The sequence below is a fragment of the Oceanicaulis sp. HTCC2633 genome (assembly GCF_000152745.1).
In the GTDB taxonomy this organism is placed as follows: Bacteria; Pseudomonadota; Alphaproteobacteria; order Caulobacterales; family Maricaulaceae; genus Oceanicaulis.
The window spans coordinates 1,884,054-1,897,062 of record NZ_CH672428.1; the positions used below are offsets into that span (position 1 = coordinate 1,884,054).

The 13,009-nt window shown below is 64.8% G+C and carries 12 protein-coding genes; 1 reads left to right on the forward strand and 11 read right to left on the reverse strand.

From position 1 onward, the window contains the following. Nucleotides 1–26: 26 nt before the first annotated feature. The 10 genes from odhB to OA2633_RS08960 form a co-directional block, all read right to left on the reverse strand. Nucleotides 27–1,556: a 2-oxoglutarate dehydrogenase complex dihydrolipoyllysine-residue succinyltransferase gene (odhB, locus tag OA2633_RS08915; protein ID WP_009802208.1), complete on the reverse strand. Its 1,530-nt coding sequence runs from the start codon at nt 1,554–1,556 to the stop codon at nt 27–29. 41 nt (nt 1,557–1,597) lie between these two features. Continuing rightward, on the reverse strand, nt 1,598–4,588 hold the full coding sequence (locus OA2633_RS08920) for a 2-oxoglutarate dehydrogenase E1 component (RefSeq protein WP_009802209.1): 2,991 nt from the start codon (nt 4,586–4,588) through the stop codon (nt 1,598–1,600). A gap of 279 nt (nt 4,589–4,867) precedes the next feature. Further along, nucleotides 4,868–5,776, reverse strand: a complete 909-nt coding sequence (sucD, locus tag OA2633_RS08925) for a succinate--CoA ligase subunit alpha (RefSeq protein ID WP_009802210.1) — start codon at nt 5,774–5,776, stop codon at nt 4,868–4,870. 3 nt (nt 5,777–5,779) lie between these two features. Next, nucleotides 5,780–6,976: an ADP-forming succinate--CoA ligase subunit beta gene (sucC, locus tag OA2633_RS08930; protein ID WP_009802211.1), complete on the reverse strand. Its 1,197-nt coding sequence runs from the start codon at nt 6,974–6,976 to the stop codon at nt 5,780–5,782. A gap of 124 nt (nt 6,977–7,100) precedes the next feature. Continuing rightward, a complete protein-coding gene (locus OA2633_RS08935; protein ID WP_009802212.1) occupies nt 7,101–7,436 on the reverse strand; it encodes a hypothetical protein in 336 nt (111 codons plus the stop codon). Further along, nucleotides 7,433–8,677 (reverse strand): MFS transporter, encoded by a 1,245-nt coding sequence (locus OA2633_RS08940; RefSeq protein WP_009802213.1) that lies wholly within the window; start codon nt 8,675–8,677, stop codon nt 7,433–7,435. Before OA2633_RS08940 ends, OA2633_RS08935 begins: the two co-directional genes overlap by 4 nt. Nucleotides 8,678–8,754: 77 nt before the next feature. Further along, nucleotides 8,755–9,297: a hypothetical protein gene (locus OA2633_RS15375; protein WP_009802214.1), complete on the reverse strand. Its 543-nt coding sequence runs from the start codon at nt 9,295–9,297 to the stop codon at nt 8,755–8,757. 73 nt (nt 9,298–9,370) lie between these two features. After that, entirely contained in the window at nt 9,371–10,570 is a 1,200-nt protein-coding gene (locus tag OA2633_RS08950; RefSeq protein WP_009802215.1) for an alkaline phosphatase D family protein, read from the reverse strand. 92 nt (nt 10,571–10,662) lie between these two features. Continuing rightward, nucleotides 10,663–11,055 carry a DUF2306 domain-containing protein gene (locus OA2633_RS08955; protein ID WP_009802216.1) on the reverse strand — a complete coding sequence of 131 codons (393 nt, stop codon included), beginning with the start codon at nt 11,053–11,055 and terminating at the stop codon, nt 10,663–10,665. Beyond that, nucleotides 11,052–11,528, reverse strand: a complete 477-nt coding sequence (locus tag OA2633_RS08960) for a DUF2141 domain-containing protein (RefSeq protein WP_009802217.1) — start codon at nt 11,526–11,528, stop codon at nt 11,052–11,054. The genes OA2633_RS08955 and OA2633_RS08960 overlap by 4 nt, the downstream gene beginning before the upstream one ends. A gap of 178 nt (nt 11,529–11,706) precedes the next feature. Here OA2633_RS08960 and OA2633_RS08965 point away from each other — a divergent pair, with 178 nt between their 5' ends. Continuing rightward, nucleotides 11,707–12,459: a LytTR family DNA-binding domain-containing protein gene (locus tag OA2633_RS08965; protein WP_009802218.1), complete on the forward strand. Its 753-nt coding sequence runs from the start codon at nt 11,707–11,709 to the stop codon at nt 12,457–12,459. On the opposite strand, the gene OA2633_RS08970 is transcribed toward OA2633_RS08965, so the two are convergent. Continuing rightward, nucleotides 12,456–13,004, reverse strand: coding sequence for a GNAT family N-acetyltransferase (locus OA2633_RS08970; protein WP_009802219.1), 549 nt, complete (start codon nt 13,002–13,004; stop codon nt 12,456–12,458). The genes OA2633_RS08965 and OA2633_RS08970 overlap by 4 nt on opposite strands. Nucleotides 13,005–13,009 lie beyond the last annotated feature (5 nt).

A 13,009-nucleotide genomic window follows, 5' to 3' on the forward strand; every position in this document is an offset into this window, starting at 1 on the left:
GATCGCTTGAACCTGAGACGGGTCGACTAGATGTCGAGCAGAAGGCGCTGCGGGTTCTCAAGGCTTTCCTTGACGCGCACGAGGAAGGTCACGGCCTCCTTGCCGTCCACGATGCGGTGATCGTAGCTCAGCGCCAGATACATCATCGGGCGGATCTTCACTTCGCCATTGATGGCCACCGGACGCTCCTGGATCTTGTGCATGCCAAGAATGCCGGACTGGGGCGCGTTCAGGATCGGGCTCGACAGGAGCGAGCCATAGACGCCGCCATTGGAGATGGTGAAGCTCGCGCCCTGCATGTCCTCGATGCCGAGCTTGCCGTCACGGGCGCGCTTGCCGAGATCCATGATGGACTTCTCGATGCCCGCCAGCGACAGGTCGTCGGCATCGCGCACCACCGGCACGACGAGGCCGCGATCGGTGCCGACCGCCACGCCCATATCGTAATAGTTCTTGTAGATGATGTCCGTGCCGTCGATCTCGGCATTGACCGCCGGGACGTCCTTGAGCGCCGCGACGCAGGCTTTCACGAAGAAGCTCATGAAGCCCAGCTTCACGCCGTGCTTGGCAACGAAGTCGTCCTGGATTTCCTTGCGCAGGGACATGATCGCGCTCATGTCCGCTTCGTTATAGGTGGTCAGCATCGCCGCGGTGTTCTGCGCGTCCTTGAGACGGCGGGCGATGGTCTGACGCAGGCGGGTCATCTTCACGCGCTCTTCGCGCGGGCCCGTTTCACGCGGCTTGGACGAAGCGGACGATGCCGAAGACGAGGACGACGGCGCGGTTCCGCCCGACTGGACAGCCTTGAGCGCATCGCCCTTGGTCACGCGGCCATCCTTGCCAGTGCCCTCGACCTTGCTCAGATCGAGATTGTTCTCGGCCGCCACGCGGTTGGCGGAGGGCATGGCCTTGGTGTCGCCCGAAGACGAGGACGAAGACGCCGCCGCTTTCGGCGCGTCATCAGACTTGGACGCCGACCCGCCAGACGCCGAGGCGCCTTCACGGATTTTCGCAATCACCTGATCGGGGGTGACGGTGTCGCCTTCGGCCACGAGCTGTTCTTCCAGAACGCCCGCCGCCGGCGCCGGCACTTCCACCGCCACCTTGTCGGTCTCGATCTCGAGAATCGCCTGGTCCTGCTCGACAGCCTCGCCCGGCTGGACCAGCCATTGGCCAACCTGCCCCTCGGCGACGCTCTCGCCCATGACCGGGACCTTGGCGTCGATCAGCTTGCCGCCGCCGGACGTGCCGTTGGCATCGGATTTCGGATCGGATTTTTTCGCAGGCTTGTCGTCAGAGGCCTTGGAGGCGGACGCGCCCCCGCCTTCGCCCATTTCCGCCAGCGTCGCGCCGATCTCCACGGTGTCGCCTTCCTGGGCGACGATCTTGGAGATGACGCCATCTTCCTCGGCGCGCACTTCCACCGACACCTTGTCGGTTTCCAGCTCCACCAGGATGTCGTCTTTCTTCACGGCGTCGCCTTCGGAAACCTGCCATTCGCCGACAGTGGCTTCGGAAACGGATTCGCCGAGGGTGGGGACGGTAATCTCGGTCATTGGGTGCTCTTTCCTAGAACGGTCTTCGTGCGGGCGAAGGCTTACGAGAGGGCTTCGTCAATGAGGGCGGCCTGCTGGGCCTGGTGCTTGGACAGGAGGCCCGTCGCCGTGGACGCCGAAGCGGCGCGGCCGGCATAGCGGGCGCGCGCGCTCTTGGTATTGGACTTCTCGAGGCAGAATTCCAGATACGGCTCCACAAAGCTCCAGGCGCCCATATTCTTGGGCTCTTCCTGACACCAGACCACATCGGCGTTCTTGAAGCGTTTGAGCTCGTCGATCACCGATTTGGCCGGGAAGGGATAGAACTGCTCCACGCGCAGCAGGTAGACGTCGTCGATCTTACGCTCTTCACGCGCTTCGAGCAGATCGTAATAGACCTTACCCGAGCACAGCACGACGCGGCGGATCTTGTCGTCAGACGTCAGCGGAATCTCGGCGCGGCCGGTGGCCACGTCAGAGCGCCCCTCGCGCACCTTCATGTCCGCATCATCCCACAGCACGCGGTGGAAGCTGGAGCCTTCGGAGAACTCCGCCAGCGGGCTGATGCAGCGCTTGTGGCGCAAAAGGGATTTCGGGGTCATCAGGATCAGCGGCTTGCGGAAGCCCCGGTGAATCTGACGACGCAGGATGTGGAAATAGTTCGCCGGCGTCGAGCAGTTGGCGACCTGCATGTTGTCTTCGGCGCATTGCTGCAGATAGCGCTCGAGGCGGGCGGAGGAGTGCTCCGGACCCTGGCCTTCATAGCCGTGCGGCAGCAGCATCACGAGGCCGGACATGCGCAGCCATTTGCGTTCGGACGAGGAGATGAACTGGTCGATGATGACCTGAGCGCCGTTGGTGAAGTCGCCAAACTGGGCTTCCCACATCACCAGCGAGTTGGGAGCCGACAGGGTGTACCCATACTCGTAACCGAGCACGGCTTCCTCTGAGAGCATGGAGTCGATGACTTCATAGCGCGCCTGATCACCGCCCAGATTGTTCAGCGGGGTGTAGCGCTCTTCCGTCTCCTGGTCGATCACGTGAGAGTGGCGTTGGGAGAAGGTGCCGCGGCCGCAGTCCTGGCCGGACAGACGCACCGGGAAGCCTTCCTTGAGCAGCGACCCGAAGGCCAGATGCTCCGCCGTCGCCCAGTCGATGCCATTCTCGTCCTCGAGCACAGCCTTGCGACGGTTGGCGATCACGCGGTTCAGCGTCTTGTGGATGGCGATATCCTCGGGGATCGTCGTCATCTTGTCAGCGATGTCCTTGAGAACGCTCGCCTCAACAGCCGTCTGGCCGCGGCGGTCATCCTCTTCGGGCAGGCCGAGACCTTGCCAGACGCCATCCAGCCAGTCCGCGCGGTTCGGGCTGTAGGACTTGGCCTTCTCGAACTCGTCATCGAGGAATTGCGCGAACTCCTCGACCCAGCCGTCGATCTCGTCCTGGGTGACCACGCCTTCCTTGATCAGGCGCTCGCCATACTGCTCCAGCGTCGTGGGATGCTTGGCGATGGTCTTGTACATGATCGGCTGGGTGAAGCTCGGATCATCGCCCTCATTGTGGCCGTAACGGCGGTAGCAGAACATGTCCACGACCACATCCTTGCCAAAGCGCTGGCGGTATTCCGCAGCAACTTTCGTGGCGAAGGTCACGGCTTCGGGATCATCGCCGTTCACGTGGAAGATCGGCGACTGCACCATCAGCGCCACATCGGACGGATAGGGCGAGGACCGGCTGTCCTTGGGATCGGTGGTGAAGCCGATCTGGTTGTTCACGACAAAGTGGATCGCGCCGCCTGTGCGATGGCCGCGCAGGCCCGACAGGCCGAAGCATTCCGCCACCACGCCCTGACCGGCGAAGGCCGCATCGCCGTGCAGCAGCAGCGGCAGCACCTTTTCGGCATAGTTCGAGCCATCGCCTTCATCACGGCGGAACTGGGTCTGCTTGGCGCGGGCCTTGCCCAGCACGACCGGGTTCACCGCCTCGAGGTGGGACGGGTTGGCGGTCAGCGACAGGTGAACCTTGTTGCCGTCAAACTCGCGGTCGGAGGATGAGCCCAGGTGATACTTCACGTCGCCCGAGGCGTAATCGACCTGGCCGAGCGTGTCGCCGCCCTGGAACTCGTGGAAGATCACGTGATAGGGCTTGCCCATCACTGCCGCGAGCACGTTGAGACGACCGCGGTGCGGCATGCCCAGGATGATGTCCTTCACCCCCAGCGCGCCGCCGCGCTTGATGATCTGCTCCAGCGCCGGGATCAGGCTTTCGCCGCCGTCAATGCCAAAGCGTTTTGTGCCCGGATAGCGCTTGTGCAGAAAGTTCTCGAAGGCTTGCGTCTCGATGATCTTCTTGAGGATGGCGATCTTGCCTTCCTTGGAGAAGGCGATTTCCTTGTCCGGTCCCTCGATGCGCTCCTGCAGCCAGGCTTTCTCCTCAGGATTGGAGATGTGCTGGAACTCCACGCCGAAGGTGGAGCAATAGGTGCGCTTGAGAATGTCGAGCATCTGACGGACGGTCGCCGTCTCCAGCCCCAGATAGCCGTTGATGAAGATCTCGCGATCGAGATCGTCGGATCCGAAACCATAGGTCGCCGGATCCAGCTCGGGCTGCTGGCCGAAGCTCGTCAGTTTCAGGGGATCAAGATCCGCCGCCAGGTGACCGCGCATGCGATAGGCGCGGATCAGCATGATCGCGGCGATGGAATCCTTGACCGCCTTGTGGACCTCTTCCGGAGACGCGCCGGAGCCCTTGTGCTGGGCGACGGCGTCCGGCAGCGCCATGGTCGCGCTCTCGATGTCGCCGAGCGCGGTGACCAGTTCGCCATTGGCCGGGCGCGGCCAGTCCTTGCGTTTCCAGGACGGGCCCTTGGCGGATTGGCTGGCCTCGGCGGGGGCGTCCCCCACCTCTTCAAAGAAGGCCCGCCAGCTCTCCGGCACGGAAGCCGGGTCGGCAGCATAGTTCGCCGCCATTTGCTCGAGATAGACGGCGTTGCCGCCAAAAAGGAACGAGGTGTCCAGGAAAGTCTGGTTTTGGGGGGAGCGTTCGTCAGCCATGGCGCCATTCAATCGGCATCTAAGGGAAACACGCGCCGGAACGGACGCGTGCATATGGTTTGACCCGACATTTATGCCTGTTAGTTAAGAAATAGAAGACCGAAGCGCCGCAAATCGGTAAAACCACGCCAATTTTACTGCAATCGGGACGTCTGCGGGGCGCGCAAATCCCCATACAACCGCTCAACCCGCCCGCCGATGCGACTTTTGGCTAGGCGCCAAAGAAAACCCCCGCCCGGATCGCCGGGCGGGGGTCTGTCTTTTCAAGCGACCGAAGTCCTAGCCCTTGAGGACCTCGACCAGGGTGTCGCCGAGACGCGCCGGGCTGTCGGAGACGACGATGCCCGCCGCCTTCATGGCCTCGATCTTGTCTTCAGCGCCGCCCTTGCCGCCGGACACGATGGCGCCGGCATGGCCCATGGTGCGGCCCGGAGGCGCGGTGCGGCCCGCGATGAAGCCGACCATCGGCTTCTTGCGGCCCTTCTTGGCTTCGTCCTTGAGGAACTGGGCCGCGTCTTCTTCGGCGGAGCCGCCGATCTCGCCGATCATGATGATCGACTTGGTTTCGTCGTCCGCGAGGAACATCTCCAGCACGTCGATGAACTCGGTGCCCTTGACCGGGTCGCCGCCGATGCCGACAGCCGTGGTCTGGCCCAGGCCCGCATTGGAGGTCTGGAAAACCGCTTCATAGGTCAGGGTGCCGGAGCGCGAGACGACGCCGACCGAGCCCTTCTTGAAGATGGAGCCCGGCATGATGCCGATCTTGCACTCTTCCGGCGTCAGCACGCCCGGGCAGTTCGGGCCCAGAAGGCGCGAGTTGGACTTTTCGAGGCGAGCTTTCACCTTGACCATGTCCATCACCGGAATGCCTTCGGTGATGCAGGTGATCAGCTCGATGCCCGCATCAATGGCTTCGATAATGGCCGCGCCAGCGCCAGCCGGCGGCACATAGATCACGGACGCGGTGGCGCCGGTGGCTTCCTTGGCGTCGCCCACGGTCGCGTAGATCGGCAGGGTTGCGGAGCCGTCCAGACCCGAGGTCCAGCTTTCGCCGCCCTTCTTGGGGTGCACGCCGGCGACCATCTTGGTGCCGTAATAGTTCAGCGCCTGTTCGGTGTGAAAGGTGCCGGTCTTGCCGGTCAGGCCCTGAACGATGACTTTGGTGTCTTTGTTGACGAGAACTGACATGGCTTAGGCCTTCTTCACAGCAGCGGTGATTTTCTTCGCGGCGTCGTCGAGATCGTCAGCCGAAGTGATGTCGAGACCACTTTCGTTGAGGATCTTCTTGCCCAGGTCCACATTGGTGCCTTCAAGGCGCACCACCAGCGGAACCTTCAGGCCGACTTCCTTCACCGCGGCGACCACGCCCTCGGCGATGACGTCGCAGCGCATGATGCCGCCGAAGATGTTCACGAGGATGCCTTTGACGTTCGGATCGGCCGTGATGATCTTGAACGCTGCGGTCACTTTCTCTTTGGAGGCGCCGCCGCCCACATCGAGGAAGTTGGCCGGCTCTGCGCCATAGAGCTTGATGATGTCCATGGTCGCCATGGCGAGGCCCGCGCCGTTCACCATGCAACCGATATCGCCGTCGAGCGCGATATAGGCGAGGTCGTATTTGGACGCCTCGATTTCCTTGTCGTCCTCTTCGGTGAGGTCGCGCAGCTCGCGGATGTCGTCGTGGCGGAACAGGGCGTTGCCGTCAAAGGACACCTTGGCGTCCAGAACGCGCAGACGACCGTTCTCCATGACGATCAGCGGGTTGATCTCCAGAAGGCTCATGTCCTTTTCGGTGAACGCCTTGTACAGGATCGGCGCCAGCGACAGCATGTCGTCGCGCGCCTGACCCTCAAGCTCCAGCGCCTTGGCGATCCTGGAGGCGTCGTCTGCGGTCACGCCCGTGGTCGGGTCGATGTTCACGGTCAGGATCTTCTCGGGGGTCTCTTCGGCGACCTGCTCGATATCCATGCCGCCTTCGGTGGAGACCACGAAGGCCACCTGGCCGGTTTCACGGTTCACCAGAAGCGAGAGATAGAGCTCGGTGGAGATATCCGCGCCGTCTTCGATGTACAGGCGATTGACCTGTTTGCCCTCGGGGCCGGTCTGGTGGGTGACCAGCGTGTTGCCGAGCATTTCCTTGGCGTTCTTGGCCACGTCTTCCTTGGAGAAGGCGAGGCGCACGCCGCCCTTGGCGTCAGCAGGCAGTTCCTTGAACTTGCCCTTGCCGCGGCCGCCGGCGTGGATCTGGGACTTCACCACCCAGAGCGGGCCGGGAAGCTGGTCAGCGGCTTTGGAAGCCTCTTCGACGGAAAACACAGCAACGCCTTCGGCGACAGGCGCGCCGTAGGATTTCAACAGGGCTTTCGCCTGGTGCTCGTGAATGTTCATGGAGCAATATCTCTCGCACAGAGCTGAGGGGGATGCGGGCGAGAAACACCCGCACCTAGGCGGACAGGCGGCGTTATAGCACCCGAGCGGGCTGGCGCAACGCAGCATTCCCCTCTCTTTAGACCTAGATCGTGTCTTTTGCCTTAGCGAAGCGCACGCTGAGGGCGCCTGCGGCCCAGCCGAGCCCTGCGCACAGCCCCGCCGCCAGGGGCAGGACGAAGTAGAGCCCGGCGGTTCTGCAGGCGTCCGGGCCTGCAAACTCACACCCTTCCGCCATGGCGGCCGCCGTGTCCGTCAGCCCCAGGGCGATGACCTGGCCCAGCAGGACCGGAGCGCCGGCCCCGATCATCATCCAGCCCAGCCAGGTCATGAAGCCGAGCGCGGCCAGCCTGCGGCGCAGGGCGAATGCGGCCAGCGCGCCCGCCAGAGCAGGCAGGGCTATGACAAGCGCCATCATCATACGCGATCAAGCTCGTCTTCAGGGGCCTCGATCTCGGCCAGCTCTGCAGAGGTGGCCTGCAGGTTGACGAAGGGCTGGCGCTCATCCTCGCTGACCGGCTTGCGGGCCCGGCGACGCCACATCATGCCGGCGGCCAGGATGCAGCTGACGACAGCGGCGAACAAAAACAGCCCGCGCGGCCCCAGCGGTCCGGAATAGGCGATGCCCGCCACTATGGGTCCCAGCGTCGAGCCCGCGGCCCAGACCAGCAGCATGCCCGATGCGATGGCGGGCAGCTCCTCCACCCGAGACCGGTCCGCCGCATGCGCGACGGCCACGGAATAATAGGCCAGGCTAGCGGCGCCCCACAAACCCACCAGGATCGCGGCCAGCAACAGGTCGGGATTGGGCATGACCACCAGGATCAGGGCGAAACAGCCGCTCATGATCGACAGCGCCGCGATCACCAGGCGCCGGTCCATCTTGTCGGAGATGATCCCGGCCGGCCATTGGGTCACCATCGAGCCCAGATAGATCACCGCCATCAGGAGCGCCGCGCCGCCAGCCGCATTGAGCGGGTCCAGCGATCCCGCCCAGATCGGCATGAAGCCCAGCACGCCCGAATTGAGCAATCCGGCGGTGAAGGCGGCCGCAGCGGCGGCGGGGGCGATGGAGAACAGCCGCGTCACCGGCACGGTCTCGCCCGTGGGCAGGCTGGGCTGGGCGCGCCGGGTGAACACGATTGGCGTCAGCGCAAGCGCCATGGCGGCGCCCGCCATGATGAAGCCGTCGCGCGCGTCAAAACCCGGCAGGGCGATCAGGAAGGGCCCCGCGATCAGACCGGCGCGGCCAATAATCTGATAGACCGAGATCACCGCGCCGCGGCGCTCGCTGGGCGTCGCGTCCGCGATCCAGCTTTCCGCAACGGCGAACAGACCGGCCGCGCAAATCCCGAACCCGAAGCGCGTGATCAGCCACCACAGGAAATGGTCGCCCAGCGACAGCATCAGGGTCAGGGCCGCTGCGCCTCCGGCATAGCCGGCATAGGCGCGAATATGACCCACCGAGCGGATCATGCCCGGCGACAGCCAGGCGCCCAGGGCGAAGCCGGCCCCGAACGCGGCGATCACTGCACCGATGGCCGGACGTCCCCAGCCGGCGCCGCTCATCGCCAGCGGCAAGGCCACGCCCAAAGCGCCCATGGCGGCCTGCAGGAACAGGGTCGCGACCATCACCATGGCGACATTGCGATAGATCAGCATGGGGCGGCCCTTACGGTCTGGATCGGCGCATCTGCGTCAAGGTCATCATGAGGGGCTGCGCAAGGCAAGCCGTGCGGTCAGGCCAGGCGCGCCAGACGCGCAAGCGCCCAGTCCAGAGAGAGCGGCCCGGCGCCGCGCAGGATCAGATACAGCCCCAGCGCCAGATACGCCACCGTGGAGGTGAAGGCTTCGGGCAGAATGAACAGCATGTGCCACAGCGCCCCCAGAAAGACCGCAATCCCGGTCAGGCGCGTCAGAAAACCCAGCGTCAGGCTCAGGCTGGCGAGCGTTGCGAACGCCAGCAGCAGGAAGGCGGCGAAACCGGCGTCCACCTGCCCCATGGTCCAGATCCGGGCCGCGGTTTCCAGCCCGTCACTCGGCGTCACCCAGGCCCGCCAGGACAGGGGATCGTCCACCGCCGCCGCATTCGCCCGCGACCAGCTCCACATCTGAAGGATCAGAACGGCCCGCACCGCGGCGCCCAGCACAGCATCCAGAAGGCTGGCGCCAGCCCCCCGGACCGATCGGGCGACCGGCTCGGGCGGCGCGAGTCCGGCGCCGGGGCCCGCGGCCTCTCCGGCGCCCAGAAACAGGCGTTCAAACTGACTGGCGTCTTTCATGGCGTCCCCCCGACAGCCATTCTGCCCGCATCAGGACCTCGCAGCAATCCGGCGCGGACCGGCGGCCTTCGGGTCAGCGGGCTCCGATGGCGGACAGGCTGACGCTTTCCTGACGCACGGGCGCGCCCTCCATGTCCCGGATCTGGAGGCTGAGGCGTCCCTGATCCCAGTCAATGGCGATGACGCCGTAGTTTTCCGGTGCATACATCGCGCCCAGACGATTGGGGCCAGGCTCGTTGTTCTCGTCCGCGAACGACATGTTCAGCGCCGAGGAGGTGATCTCGTAAAGCGGGTAACTCGCCACATCATCGCGGCGATACAGCCCCGCGGAATGGCGGTCGCCGGAGACGAACACGACGCCTTCCGCGCCGCTTTCATTGATCAGGCGGAACAGGCGGTCACGCTCCAGCGGCATGGTGCGCCAGGCTTCCCAGCCATGACCGTCGGCCAGCACCTGGATGGAGGAGACGATCAGACGCAGATCGGCGGGTTCCGCCAGCTGATCGGCCAGCCAGGCCCATTGCGCCGCGCCCAGCATGTCCTGATCGGGATTGGCGCTGGGGATGTAGCGCTCGCGGCCGACGGCGCCGCGCTCGTCGGTCGGGGTCAGGTCAGAGCGGAAATAGCGCGTATCGAGCAGGATGATCTGGACGCGCTGGCCTTCCGGTCCGAACACGCGCGCATCGTAAATCCCCTCGCGCTGGCGGCGAGGATCGTCCGCCTCAGCCCGCCAGAAGTCGAGAAAGAGCTGCTCTGCGAAGCCCTTGAAGGGAAAATCACGGCCCAGATCATTCATGCCGTAATCATGGTCATCCCAGGTGGCGAGCATGGGCAGGGCCGACCGCAGCAGCCGGAATTCCGGACGGGCGGCCAGCGCGGCGTAATTCTCGCGCAGCTCGGGCAGGTCGGCGTTATAGGAGCGCGCATCGCCATAGACGTTGTCGCCCACATACATGAAGAGGTCGTGGGGCTCCCCCGCAATGGTCGCCAGAATGGGGATTTCGCGCTGGGCGGTATTACAGGACCCGAAGGCGATCGAGGTCAGCACCGCATCTGACCCTGGCAGGGCGGGACCTTCGGGCGCCACAGGCGCAACATAATCAAGCTGGGCGTAATACGGCGCCAGCGCCTCGACCGGCGTGCGCGGCGCATCCGCCGAGACGAGGCTGGGCGCCATGACCGGCTCTGTGGCGTCCGCCGGCACAGGCTCCGAGCAGGCGGTCAGGGCTAACAGGCCAACGCCCAGCATGAGTTTGATCCAGCTTGACGACATTTCATTACCCTCACAGATGCCGGCCCGCTCCAGACCGTGTGAGAGCAGGTGTAGCGCGGCCTTGCGTCAGGTCAATGACAGCTGCGCCGGGTCTAGCCTCCGAAGATGACCGCGTGCATCAGGCGACCCGGGATCAGGGTGGCGGCGCCGGGAATTCCAAGCGCGGAGACCATGAGGACCAGCGCTGCGAACCGATGGCGTCTGACATTCCCGCGGCGCGCCAAGACGGACAGCCAGACCACGCCGATCACCGTTACTGGGATGAGAAGATGCAGCAGGCTGAAATGTCCGCTCGCGCCGCGGATGAAATACGCCGTGCCTGCGACCAGCAGCATTAGGCAGACCCAGACATATCCCAGCGCCCGATGCGGGATCGTGCCCTTGGGCGCAGACAACTGGACCACGCCAAGCCCCAGCGCCCCCAGCGCGGCGAGCGCATGGACCTGGATATGCAGCGGCGCGTTCAGAAAAGCCTCGATATTCATCCTCGAACTCCATGCAGGGTGATCGCCATGTCGCGGGTCTCTCCCGGCGCCAGCACGAAGACAGCCTCATCCCAGTTCGCGCCGCGGAAACGGGGACGGGGGTTATTGGAGAAGCCGTAGCGCTCCCGCGGGATGCCGGCGAAGTTGGTGTCGAAATCCAGATTGCCGTTGGCGTCATGGAACACCTGGACGCCCACTTGCCCGGTCGGCACGCCTTCTAGCCTCACCGTCGCCTGTCCACCGGTGATATCGACCCATTGGGACCTGACTTCCTGCTGCGCATTCCAGGCGTCGGCGCTGTCATAGACTCCGACCCAGACCCGACCGGTTTCCGAATTCAGCCCGTCGATGACCAGAGAGAGGGCGGCGTTCTCGGCGCCCTCCTCGCTCTGGGCTTGCGCGGCGGGGGCGAAGTGCAACGCGAAGAGGGCGGCGCTGGCGAGCGCGACGGTCTTGAGCGTCTTGTGATTCATGGGAGCATCCTTTCCTGCGAGAGGCCGCAGTCGGTGACAACTGGTGCTGCGGCGCGCTCTCTTGCTGGACGGACGGGGAGGCTGCGAAAAGCGGTTCTGCGTGAGCGGACTGGACCTCTTCGCGAGTTGCAGCCAACCTGCCGTTCACGCTTCGCGAACGGGGGTGAGCGCTTCAGTCATGCAGGACAGGGTCAGGACACTCGCAGGCGCGCTCGTGCAGCCCGGACTGATGACTCTGGGGCTGGGGACCTTTCTGGCGATCATGGGCCCGTTCGGCTCCAACACGCTGGGCTGGCCCTGGGTCTGGGTCTACTGGACCAGCTTCATCGCCCTCGGCGCCTGTGTGGGCTTCACGCTGGGACATGTGCTGCCGCGCTTCCTGCCCCGGGCGCCTGAGTGGAGCATCTATGCGCTGACCGCCGCGGGCGTCTCCATACCGGTCACGTTCGGCGTCGCATTCGTCAATGCCGGCTTCAACTTCCGACTGAGTGCGGCTGAGCTGGCGCTGACCTATTTTCTCGTGCTGTTCATTTCGAGCTTCGCCACAGCCGTGGTCTATGTGGTGGACGCGCTGACCGGCAAACGCCGGCATGGAGCCCAAGAGCCGCCCCGGGCTGGCGCCGCCCTGACAGAGAAGCTGCCGCTGCGGCTCAGACAGGCCGAAATCTGGTCCATGACGGCCGAGGATCACTATCTGCGCATCCGCACCGAAAGCGGAGAGGCGCTGATCCTGATGCGCCTGTCTGACGCCGTCGCCGCTTGCGACGCGCTGGAGGGCGCGCGCACGCATCGGTCCTGGTGGGTGGCGCGGGCCGCGGTGACCGAAGTCCGCAAGGGCGATGGCCGGGGCGTTCTGATCCTGAGGGATGGTCTCGAAGCTCCGGTCAGCCGCACCTATTATCCGGCCTTGAGGGAGGCTGGCTGGTTCTAGCGACCCAGGCGATCGCGGTTGACGGCCCAGTCCGCCTGCGACTGCCCCCAGACCTCCGCCTCCATGCCGAAGCCGGGCACCTCCGCCCTGCGGCCCAGATCAACCGAGCCCAGCTTGCGGGCGACAGCCTTGGAATTGACGTTCTCGGGGACGATGAGATGAATGACGCTGTCCCAGCCCAGTTCATCAAAGACGAAGTCCATCGTGGCGACCGCCGCTTCCGGGCCATAGCCCTTGCCCCAGTGCGTGCGGGTGATTGACCAGCCGACCTCAGGCTGGGGCCAGCCATGGGGCGCCCATGGGCCGACCCGGCCGACCCAGTCGCCGGTCGCCTTCTCCTCCACGGAAAAGAACCCGTACCCGCGCACGACCCAGTGCCCGATGATGGCGCACATCTGCCGCCAGATCAGCGGCTCCGTCATCACCCCGCCGATATGACGCGCGGCGACCTCATCACTCATCAGGCTGATGAAGCCCGACAGGTCGCGTTCTTGCGGCACGCGCAGGCGCAGGCGTTCGGTTTCCAGAACAGGTCCGTCGGTCATGGGGC

Coding starts and splice junctions, on each gene's coding strand:
- odhB (WP_009802208.1), bottom strand. CDS start 1,556: ATGACCGAGATTACCGTCCCCACCCTCGGCGAATCCGTTTCCGAAGCC.
- OA2633_RS08920 (WP_009802209.1), bottom strand. CDS start 4,588: ATGGCTGACGAACGCTCCCCCCAAAACCAGACTTTCCTGGACACCTCG.
- sucD (WP_009802210.1), bottom strand. CDS start 5,776: ATGTCAGTTCTCGTCAACAAAGACACCAAAGTCATCGTTCAGGGCCTG.
- sucC (WP_009802211.1), bottom strand. CDS start 6,976: ATGAACATTCACGAGCACCAGGCGAAAGCCCTGTTGAAATCCTACGGC.
- OA2633_RS08935 (WP_009802212.1), bottom strand. CDS start 7,436: ATGATGATGGCGCTTGTCATAGCCCTGCCTGCTCTGGCGGGCGCGCTG.
- OA2633_RS08940 (WP_009802213.1), bottom strand. CDS start 8,677: ATGCTGATCTATCGCAATGTCGCCATGGTGATGGTCGCGACCCTGTTC.
- OA2633_RS15375 (WP_009802214.1), bottom strand. CDS start 9,297: ATGAAAGACGCCAGTCAGTTTGAACGCCTGTTTCTGGGCGCCGGAGAG.
- OA2633_RS08950 (WP_009802215.1), bottom strand. CDS start 10,570: ATGTCGTCAAGCTGGATCAAACTCATGCTGGGCGTTGGCCTGTTAGCC.
- OA2633_RS08955 (WP_009802216.1), bottom strand. CDS start 11,055: ATGAATATCGAGGCTTTTCTGAACGCGCCGCTGCATATCCAGGTCCAT.
- OA2633_RS08960 (WP_009802217.1), bottom strand. CDS start 11,528: ATGAATCACAAGACGCTCAAGACCGTCGCGCTCGCCAGCGCCGCCCTC.
- OA2633_RS08965 (WP_009802218.1), top strand. CDS start 11,707: ATGCAGGACAGGGTCAGGACACTCGCAGGCGCGCTCGTGCAGCCCGGA.
- OA2633_RS08970 (WP_009802219.1), bottom strand. CDS start 13,004: ATGACCGACGGACCTGTTCTGGAAACCGAACGCCTGCGCCTGCGCGTG.